This window comes from Streptomyces carpinensis, assembly GCF_002154505.1.
Classification (GTDB): domain Bacteria; phylum Actinomycetota; class Actinomycetes; order Streptomycetales; family Streptomycetaceae; genus Streptomyces; species Streptomyces carpinensis.
The window spans coordinates 1-4,514 of record NZ_MUBM01000531.1; the positions used below are offsets into that span (position 1 = coordinate 1).

Here is a 4,514-nt window from a genome sequence, read left to right on the forward strand (position 1 = left end):
GCCGCCCGATCCGGCGCGGACGGGACGGGCGGCACGGCGCCGGCAGCTGGCCCGCTGGAAGAAGACCCAGCGCCGCGCCCTGGTCGCGACCGCCGTGGCACTGGTCGGCGGCGGCCTGACCGTCGCCTCGCTGAACCGGCACACCACCCAGCCCGCCCAGGCGGCACCCGCGGCGCCGGGCGCCCCGCACACGGACTCCGTGGGCCGGCAGCCCGCCCGGCACGCCCGTCCGGCGACCCCGGCGTCCGAGGCCGCCGGGGCCCGGCACGCCCGGCCCGCCTCCCCCGCACAGCCGTCCGTGACCGGGCCGGCGCACCAGCGCTCCACCACCGCCGCCTCGCCCCGCGACACCGCGACGTCGCAGAGCCTCCACCCCTACTCCGCCGCCCCGCACACGGTGGCCGCGCAGGCTCCGACGGCGACGCAACCGGCCGCTCCGGCCCCACGGTCGGCGGGCTCGGGACGTTCCGCCACCTCCTCGGGCGGATCCGGCGGCGACAGTTCCCCGGCCACGGCGACGCAGTACACGTCGCAGCCCTCCACCTCGGGCGGCTCCGCCTCCGGAACCACACAGACCACCCCCACGACCACGCCCCCCTCGCAGTCCTCACCCTCGACGCCGTCGTCGCCGCAGCTCTGCCTGCTCGTGGTCTGCCTGGGCTGACGGCCACCGGCCCGCGGTGATCAGGGCCCGGTTGATCAGGGCCTGTCCGACCTTTCGGCGGCCTTGTCGTCGAAGCTGGCGAAGTAGGCCGCCGCCATGTCCTCGTCGGCGTGGCCCTGGGCGGCGGCGCGGGCGAAGCGTTCGGCGCTCGCGGCGGCCACGTCGAGCCGGACGCCGTGCCGCTCGCCCGCCTCGACGATCAGGCGGGCGTCCTTCTCCGCCGTCGTCACGGCGAAACTCGGCGGCGTGAGCCGCCCGTCGAGGATGAGGCCCGCCTTGGCGTGCAGATAGCCCATGTCGAGCGGGCCGCCGGCGATGAGGTCGAAGAAGCCCTGCGGGTCCACGCCGAGGGCCTTGGCCAGGGACAGCGCCTCGCCGGTCGCGGCGGTGGCCGCGATGACCCAGCTGTTGGCCACGAGTTTCAGCCGGGTCGCGGTCGCCGCCGCCGAGTCCTCCCCGGTCCACACCGTACGGGCGCCGACCGCGTCGAACACCGGCGCCACCGCGTCCCGGCCCTCGGCCGGCCCGGCCGCCAGCACCGTCAGCTGCCCCGCCTCCGCGGGCTGCTTGGTGCCCAGCACCGGGGCGTCGTAGAAGAGCAGGCCGTGCTCGCGGGCCAGGGCGGCCAGTTCGCCGACCGCCTCCAGACCGGCCGTGGTCGACTGCACCCAGGCGGCGCCCGGGCGCGCCGCGGGGGCGGCCTCGCGCATCACCTCCCGCACCGTGCCGCCGTCGTACAGCATGGTCAGGACCACATCGGCGTCGCGCACCGCCTCGACCGGGGTGCCGACGACCTGCGCTCCGTCGGCGGCCAGCGGCTCGGCCTTGGCGCGGGTGCGGTTCCAGACCCGGACGGTGTGTCCGGCGCGCACGAGGTTGCGGGCCATCGCGGAGCCCATGATCCCCGTGCCCAGGACGCCCACGGTACGCAGGGTGCTCTCGGTCATGTCGTCCCTTTCGTGATCCATACGGCGAGTATCGCGCGATCACCGCGCCCGCCGGGGGAGCGACCGGCACCGTCACCCCCGGAAGGACCCGCCGTCGGACCCTCCGGGGGACCGCCGTCAGGCCATCCAGAAGAAGACCGCCGTCATCCGCTTCTCCTCCAGCGTCCGGCCGGTGTAGCCGGTCGCGCTGTGCACCAGGTTGGCGTGGTACAGCAGCAGCCGGTTGGCCTTGTGCGGGACGCGTACGTCCTCCTCGAAGGCGTCCGGCGCGACGAACCGCGTACCGAGGGCCTCCACGAGGTTGGTGTGCGGGGCCTGCACGACGTTGCCGCCGAGCCTGCCGCCGGGCAGTGACTGGCGGTAGAAACTAGTGCCGCAGTCCTTGGGGACGGACGGGTTGAGGTAGAGCACGGCCGCGTACCGGCACAGCGCCCGTGAATCGGTGTGCGGGCGGGGCTCGCTCTCGCCCTCGCCGACGACCTGCACGCAGTTGTGGTTGAGGGTGCCGCCGCCGGGCACCTGCTGCACCCACAGTTCCGCGGCCCCGGTCGCCTTCTTCACCAGCCGCTCCACGCGCGCCAGTTCCGGCGGCTCCAGGCCCGGCATGGTCCGCAGTCCCGGCCAGGTCTCCGAGGTGTACGGATATCCCTTGACCCAGTCGTCCTCGGCCAGGCACCGCTCCCGTACGGCCTCCGCGTCGGGCAGCACGTCGTCGATCACCCAGTAGTCGCGGCCCTTGGTCGGCTTGCGGTAGGGCAGGACGGGAAGCGCGGCGGGCGCCCGGCGGGGCACGGGGGGCTGTGGGGGCATGCGGCCGAATGTAGGGCGGGCGTTCCCCAGGGCTCTCCCACGCACCGGTCAACATTCCGTCAACCTTGGTGCCGCACAACGCCGTTGCGCGCCCGGGCCGAAACAGGGCCGCGGCCCGTGCCCCGCCGCGCCCGTCCGCGCCTCCCCGGCCGCCCCGCCACACCGGCATACGCTCGCCGCGTGCTCAACGTGCCCGGATTCCTGAAGCGGCTGGTCATCGGCCGGGCCATGCGCAGCGAGGAACTGCAGGAGACGTTGCTGCCGAAACGGCTGGCCCTGCCGATCTTCGCCTCCGACCCGCTGTCCTCGGTGGCGTACGCGACCCAGGAGATCCTGCTCGTCCTCACCCTGGGCGGCCTCGCCTATCTGCGGTTCGCCCCGTGGGTCGCGGCGGCCGTGGTGGCGCTGCTCGCGGTGGTGGTGCTGTCGTACCGGCAGGTCGTGCACGCCTATCCGAGCGGCGGCGGCTCCTACGAGGTGGTGTCGACGAACCTCGGCCCCTCGGCGGGCCTGGTCGTCGCCGCCTCCCTCCTCGTCGACTACGTCATGACCGTGGCCGTCTCGGTCGCCTCCGGCGTCGACAACATCATCTCCGCGCTGCCCTCGCTCGCCGGCCACCGGGTGCTGCTGGCGCTTGGCTTCGTCACGCTGCTGACCGCCATGAACCTGCGGGGCGTACGCGAGTCGGGGCGGGCCTTCGCCGCACCGACCTACCTGTTCGTCGGCGCGGTGCTGATCATGGTGGCCACCGGGCTGGTCCGCTGGGCACTCGGCGACACCCCGGTGGCCCAGACCGCCCGCTACGGGGTGACGCCCGCCCCCGGCGAGGCCGGGCTCACCGGGTTCGCGCTGCTGATGCTGGTGCTGCGCGCCTTCTCCTCCGGCTGTACGGCGCTGACCGGGGTGGAGGCCATCTCCAACGGCGTACCGGCCTTCCGCCGGCCGAAGTCGCAGAACGCGGCGGCCACGCTGGCGGCCATGGGGCTCACCGCGATCGCCATGTTCGCCGGGGTGACCGCGCTCTCCCTGCTGGCGCGCGTGCACATCACCGCCGACCCCTGCCGGCTGACCGGCCTGCCCGGTGACTGCCGCGGCTACCCCCAGCGGACCGTGATCGCCCAGCTCTCGGCGGCCGTCTTCGGTGGCGAGCACAGCGTCGGCTTCTACGTCGTCCAGGGAGCGACCGCTCTGGTGCTGATCCTCGCCGCGAACACCGCCTTCAACGGCTTCCCGCTGCTGGCCTCGATCCTCGCCCTGCACCGCTTCCTGCCCCGACAGCTGCACAACCGCGGCGACCGGCTCGCCTTCTCCAACGGCATCCTGGCGCTCGCGATCGTCGCCGGACTGCTGCTGTGGGGCTACCGGGCGAGCGTGACCAGCCTGATCCACCTCTACATCCTGGGCGTCTTCACCTCCTTCACGCTCTCCCAGCTGGGCATGGTGCGGCACTGGAACCGTGAGCTGCGCGCCGGGTCGGGCCCGGGCGGCGGGCCCGAGGCGCGGCAGCGGTACCGGACGGCGCGTGCGGTGAACGCGCTCGGGGCCTGCGTGACCGGGCTGGTGCTGGTGATCGTGCTGGCCACCAAGTTCACCCAGGGCGCCTGGCTGGCGGTGCTCGCGGCAATCGTGCTGTGGGTGACCATGCGCGGCGTCCGCCGCCACTACGACACCACCTCGGCGGAGCTCGCCGTGACCGACCCGCAGGAGCAACTGGTGCCGCCCTCGCGGGTGCTGGCGCTCGTCCTGGTGTCCCGGCTGCACAAGCCGACCCTGCGCGCGCTCGCCTACGCCCGCGCCTTCCATCCCGACCAGCTGGAGGTGCTGACGGTCGCGGTGGACCGCGCGGAGGCGGCCGAACTGGCCCGGCAGTGGGAGGAGCACGGCATCGACGTGCCGCTGAAGGTCCTCGACTCGCCGTACCGGGAGGTGGCCCGCCCGGTCGTGGAGTACGTGCGTTCGATGCGCAAGGACAGCCCGCGCGACCTGGTGGCCGTCTTCATCCCCGAGTACGTCGTCGGGCACTGGTGGGAGAACCTGCTGCACAACCAGTCCGCCCTCTGGCTCAAGAGCAGGCTGCTGTTCACGCCGGGCGT

Annotated in this window: 4 protein-coding genes; 2 read left to right on the forward strand and 2 right to left on the reverse strand. The window is 73.9% G+C overall.

The features are described 5' to 3' along the window. Positions 1-664 (forward strand): hypothetical protein (locus BZY54_RS45475; protein WP_158104019.1); only part of this gene is annotated, 664 nt, incomplete at its 5' end. 35 nt (positions 665-699) lie between these two features. Here the strand turns inward: BZY54_RS45475 and BZY54_RS45480 are convergent. Further along, complete coding sequence (locus tag BZY54_RS45480; protein WP_425276388.1) at positions 700-1,632, reverse strand: NAD(P)-dependent oxidoreductase; 933 nt, start codon at positions 1,630-1,632, stop codon at positions 700-702. Between the two features lie 96 nt (positions 1,633-1,728). Then, positions 1,729-2,421 (reverse strand): DUF6445 family protein, encoded by a 693-nt coding sequence (locus tag BZY54_RS45485; protein WP_086731216.1) that lies wholly within the window; start codon positions 2,419-2,421, stop codon positions 1,729-1,731. A gap of 180 nt (positions 2,422-2,601) precedes the next feature. On the opposite strand from BZY54_RS45485, the gene BZY54_RS45490 reads away from it, so the two are divergent. Beyond that, on the forward strand, positions 2,602-4,514 hold a 1,913-nt coding region (locus tag BZY54_RS45490; protein WP_086731217.1), incomplete at its 3' end, for an APC family permease.